The organism is Bartonella sp. AP88XZML, assembly GCF_042195565.1.
Taxonomy (GTDB): Bacteria; Pseudomonadota; Alphaproteobacteria; order Rhizobiales; family Rhizobiaceae; genus Bartonella.
The window spans coordinates 1-4,509 of record NZ_JBHIOQ010000077.1; the positions used below are offsets into that span (position 1 = coordinate 1).

A 4,509-nucleotide genomic window follows, 5' to 3' on the forward strand; every position below is an offset into this window, starting at 1 on the left:
CACCCAGTTTCTCCATGTTGCTTGCCAATCACGTTTGATAGCATTCTTTCCTGCACAGGCTTTCCAAAAATCTCGAAACTTCGCGATTTCGACTTTCACACGCTCTGGAGGCAAGCCCGCTTCGATTGCAAAATCGTAATCGGGTTCGAAATCATCCGGTAATCGACAGCCCCGATTAGCTTTTGACCGCTTGGCTTTTTCCGGAACGTTTTCTTGCTCGTGAATGAGAGGTTGGTTTTCTGATGATGTCGCGTTTTGCTCTGATTGGCTCTCAACAGCATCAACCTCGATTGGCTCGTGAACCAAATCGGTGATTTCTAAATCTTCAAAATCAATTTCTTTTTTTGATAAAACGATAGTTTTATTTTTTTTTATATATATTATTCTTATTCTGGTTCTTTATAGCTAGATTTTGCTTGTCGTTTGCTTCAGCAAAAAAAACGTTTTGCTTATCTTTTGCTTCAGCAAAATTATTAATATGTTGTTTTATATTATTTTTTGCTTTTGCACCTTTTTTACCAGCCTCACTACGAACTTGCGATATGTGCTCTTTTTTATCAGAAAAATCTTTTAGCTCTTCTTCAACGCGCGTATTCCACAATCCATTATCTGTCTCAATAACTTTATCATTCCTCATTAAATATTCGACGATAGTTGCGAATTTTTTTCGTGAACAATGACAAACGCGTGCAAGCGTTTGAAAATCTGTTTTAAGTGGTTCTTTTTTTTCATACATGTAAACGAGAAGGGTTATATAAACGCCCCGTTGTTCCAACGTCATCACATCTGTACCACTTATCCAGTCATACAAATGAAATCTTATCCACGGCATACCATTAGACATGCGCATCCCCTTCTTTCATTAAATATAAAATTGCCAAAGCATCTGCTTCGTTGTCGTCACAAGGCGCGTGACCTTTTGCACGCATTGCCTTAATCAATTCTGCTTTTGAGGCATTTCCTTTGCCTGTCATTGCTTTCTTAATCGTACCAACGGGAATGCCTTCATACGGTATCTGATGATGTTCACACCAAGCTGTTAGAGTTGCCAGAAAGCCCCCATAAACATGAGAAGAGTCTGTACCCACATGCCGACGTACCTCTTCAAAATACACCGCATCAATTTCATCAACAGATCTCTTTAGTTCAGAAAGCCATTTCTTAAAGCGCAAGTAACGCATCCCACCGCCTTCAAAACGGCGTGATTGAAAATATTCTGTATCACTTGTGATAAAACCATCTGCATCACGAAGCGCCCAGCCAGTCTTAGTGCCTAGATCAAGACAGAGAATGGTTTGTGCATTAGTGATCATAATCTCCCCTTAAGGCTCTACGTATTTATATGTGTGCTATGACAGAGCGCGTTGTGATTGCTTGTCTTGAAAAAATATTTTTGAAAAAGTACCCTCCCAATGATTCTAAAAAAGTGGGGAGGGGAAAGATGCAAGAATGGATAAAGATATTTCTTACAGGTTTTTTGTCATTTATCGGATCTCTTTCAGTAGCGGTTATTTTAAGAAATAAAGACCGTAAAGAAGCAGCCAAAATCCGCAAAGATGATTTAGAAAAAGCTGCAAAAAAACGAGAAGAAGATAAAGAATGGATAAGCAAGCAATTTGCAGAAAGCCAGGAACAAACGATAGCCCTTAAAGAGCAAGCGATATCGACAAAAGATCTTGCCAAATGGTCAGAAGAACATATTAAAATTTTGTTAGATAACAAAAGAGTAGAGGATTTAGGAACGCCACCTTCCATATATACAACTGGACCCCATTTGCCAACAAAAGGCAAGTGGACGCTTCTTTGTTTAAAGATAAAAAACAATGCACAAACTGTCATCCACGTTTTAAATATAAAGCTAAAAGATGGTCCTCGCTTTATTCTTGGATATGGCATTAGATACAAACCAGAAACAAGATTGTGGCAAATGCAATCACCATATGTTAATCCTGATGCCAGACCAACGTCACACCCAATATCATCCGGATACTGTGAGAAAGCAAAGGATTTTCGAACGGGACAAGAAATCGATGTTAATATTTCTATAGCTCCCTCAGAAGATAAGTACACAGGAATCCTTATTTTTGTAGCAGCGCGTGAAGAAGATATAAAAGCCCAAGTTACTTTAATCATTACTCATACATCCCCATTGAAACCAGAAACAACAATGACTGTAACGACACAAACCGACCTCATAGACTTTAAAAAATTGCATTAACTCACTTAGGCAAACATTTTTATGCTATGATTTATTAATTTGATTTCTTTTTTTGATAACTTCATCCCTTAAGAGATCAAGCCTTAAGAGATCAAGCTTATCTTTGACTAAGATCATAAACAAGATCAGCTCATTTAAGCGATAAAAAGATAACAACTCTTGAGAAAAATAATTATCAAACCAAGTTGTAAAAACTTGCGTAAACGCAGATGAAAACCATTGATTAAAATCATCGTACGGCAATAACGGAAAATAATTTCTATCATCACGCGCAAAGATACTATACAGCATATAGACAAAATAACCTGTCGATGAGGGATCTATTCTTGTTTCAAAAGATGCATCTTGAGGCGAACGGACACCATAATATATGGTTGTCTCTCCAATATTATTAACAAGATCAATCAACTGGACCTTGCTTATAGTGATATGTGGGACATCTATCATCTCTGATCTTTCTTCTTTAAGAGTGTGAAGGGTGCTGTTGTGACAGAGCGCGTTGTGATTGCTTGTCTTGCAAAAATGTTTTTGAAAAAGGAACCTCGCAATGATTCATTGTTAATTAACAATCCTCATTTGTGGCTCAAATGACGCAAGTTAAAAAAGTTCTCCTGCGAAAATAAAATCTCTCAATTTTGGTTCTTCTTTTTTGTTAATTAAGCAAATGATTTTATTATTTAATTTATCAATTAGCTCCATTTGTGAAGCCAACTTTAATCTTTGTTCATACAGGGTCTTATTTTTTTGCTTAATTAAAGAGGATAGGTTTTCAAGTACTACTTGCTGTTGTTCAATTGACTTATCTCGCTCTGCAAGAGTTGCTTCATGCCATCTCATCCAACTATCAAATTTTGACTTATGCCATTCTTCTCGTTTTTTAAGAATTGTTGTGTGAGTTTCGTGTCGTTTCACAAGATCTTCTACGCTACAGTCACGACATGGTACTTTTCTCCATTCTTCCACCAATCTATTTCCATTCTTCATTTTCGTATTACAACCTATTAATCTACAAAACTGGGTGTAGATCTTCTTCAATATTCCGTTTCTCATGATCTTTCTTCTTTAAGCCTGTGAATTATGCTGTGGGTGTTTGTTGTTATCTGTAGAAGCAGCAATAAAAGCAGGCATAGAGCTAGAACCATCTTTCAACTTTTGTAGCTTGAGATAATTTATTACGGAAATCGATCCTCTTTTTTCCCACTTACAAACAGCGGCTTGAGTTACACCAAGCGTTTTAGCCATTTCTGATTGTGTCCAATTAAATTTGACTCGTATTGACTTAGTCAAATTTTTAAAATCTTCTCGTTGATCCATTTACAAGCTCCAATTACAGCTTTGTCTTATTTTATTCATATAATTATAGTTATATAAAGTCAATGAAAATTATCTTTATCAACGATAAAAAAATAAGGTAAGCAGAAGTATGAGTAATAAATCTAATATCATAAGCACACTAAAAAAGATTTTGACTGAGTTTAACTTAACGCAAGAAGATGTGGCCAAGCGGCTAAATGTAACGCAAGCTTCAGTGTCTAAGTGGTTAAAAGATTCTGATCCGCGCGGTTCTAATCGGGATGCTATTTTAGAATTATATAAAGAATTAACAGGAGATAATCACTTAACAACTTTTGTTCCTCTTATGGGCTATATCGGAGCAGGAACGCAGATAGATCCAAGCTTTGAACAAATTCCAGAAGATGGTCTTGAACAAGTAGAAATTCCTTTTGCTTTACCTGATGATATGATTGCTTTTGAAGTTAAAGGAGACTCCATGCTTCCAGCTTATAAAGATGGAGATATGGTTATTGTAAGACGGCGCCAAATCAAAACGATAGAATCCTTCTTTGGCAAAGAAGCCGTTATTCTCACACATGATAATAAAAGATATATAAAGAAGATTAGCAGAGGAATGAATGGTGAGATAGATTTGCTTTCTTGGAATGCACTCCCCATTAAAAATGTTAAAATTGTATGGATTGGGGAAATCTTTGCTATCTTGCCAACGGATTCTTACAGTAAAATGATTCGATCTTATCGCTAATTATCGCTATATTAAAAAGCACTTTTCTCTTCTTATTTTACAATATGTTATAATAATTTTTACAAAAAATATAATTTTTTATAATTTTTTGCTTGCTAATTTATAATTATAGTTATATAAATATATTATAAATTAACACAAACAATCGCCAAGGGGTGTTAGGGAGGAGAAATTATGGATAAGCCAATTCTTATTAATTCCAATGAAATTTTATTAGTTGTCTATGATGATGATCAAAACATTGGTCGGT

The 4,509-nt window shown here is 35.6% G+C and carries 6 protein-coding genes and 1 pseudogene; 2 read left to right on the forward strand and 5 right to left on the reverse strand.

Features of this window, described 5'->3' with window-relative positions:
- Nucleotides 1-844: pseudogene (locus ACFIK2_RS08230) on the reverse strand (DUF1376 domain-containing protein); the annotation flags it as partial.
- Nucleotides 837-1,313: a crossover junction endodeoxyribonuclease RuvC gene (locus ACFIK2_RS08235; RefSeq protein ID WP_375633204.1), complete on the reverse strand. Its 477-nt coding sequence runs from the start codon at nucleotides 1,311-1,313 to the stop codon at nucleotides 837-839. The gene ACFIK2_RS08235 and the pseudogene ACFIK2_RS08230, both read right to left, overlap by 8 nt.
- 128 nt (nucleotides 1,314-1,441) lie before the next feature.
- Between ACFIK2_RS08235 and ACFIK2_RS08240 the strand changes: the two genes are divergently transcribed.
- A complete protein-coding gene (locus tag ACFIK2_RS08240) occupies nucleotides 1,442-2,218 on the forward strand; it encodes a hypothetical protein (RefSeq protein ID WP_375637153.1) in 777 nt (258 codons plus the stop codon).
- Between the two features lie 24 nt (nucleotides 2,219-2,242).
- Here the strand turns inward: ACFIK2_RS08240 and ACFIK2_RS08245 are convergent, their stop codons facing one another.
- From ACFIK2_RS08245 to ACFIK2_RS08255, 3 genes are all read right to left on the reverse strand, one after another.
- Nucleotides 2,243-2,665, reverse strand: a complete 423-nt coding sequence (locus ACFIK2_RS08245) for a hypothetical protein (protein ID WP_375677147.1) — start codon at nucleotides 2,663-2,665, stop codon at nucleotides 2,243-2,245.
- A 150-nt stretch (nucleotides 2,666-2,815) separates the two neighbouring features.
- On the reverse strand, nucleotides 2,816-3,268 hold the full coding sequence (locus ACFIK2_RS08250) for a hypothetical protein (RefSeq protein ID WP_375633201.1): 453 nt from the start codon (nucleotides 3,266-3,268) through the stop codon (nucleotides 2,816-2,818).
- 12 nt (nucleotides 3,269-3,280) lie between these two features.
- Nucleotides 3,281-3,532 (reverse strand): helix-turn-helix transcriptional regulator, encoded by a 252-nt coding sequence (locus ACFIK2_RS08255; RefSeq protein ID WP_375633200.1) that lies wholly within the window; start codon nucleotides 3,530-3,532, stop codon nucleotides 3,281-3,283.
- A 109-nt stretch (nucleotides 3,533-3,641) separates the two neighbouring features.
- Here ACFIK2_RS08255 and ACFIK2_RS08260 point away from each other — a divergent pair, with 109 nt between their 5' ends.
- Entirely contained in the window at nucleotides 3,642-4,259 is a 618-nt protein-coding gene (locus ACFIK2_RS08260) for a S24 family peptidase (RefSeq protein WP_375637151.1), read from the forward strand.
- Nucleotides 4,260-4,509: the final 250 nt, after the last annotated feature.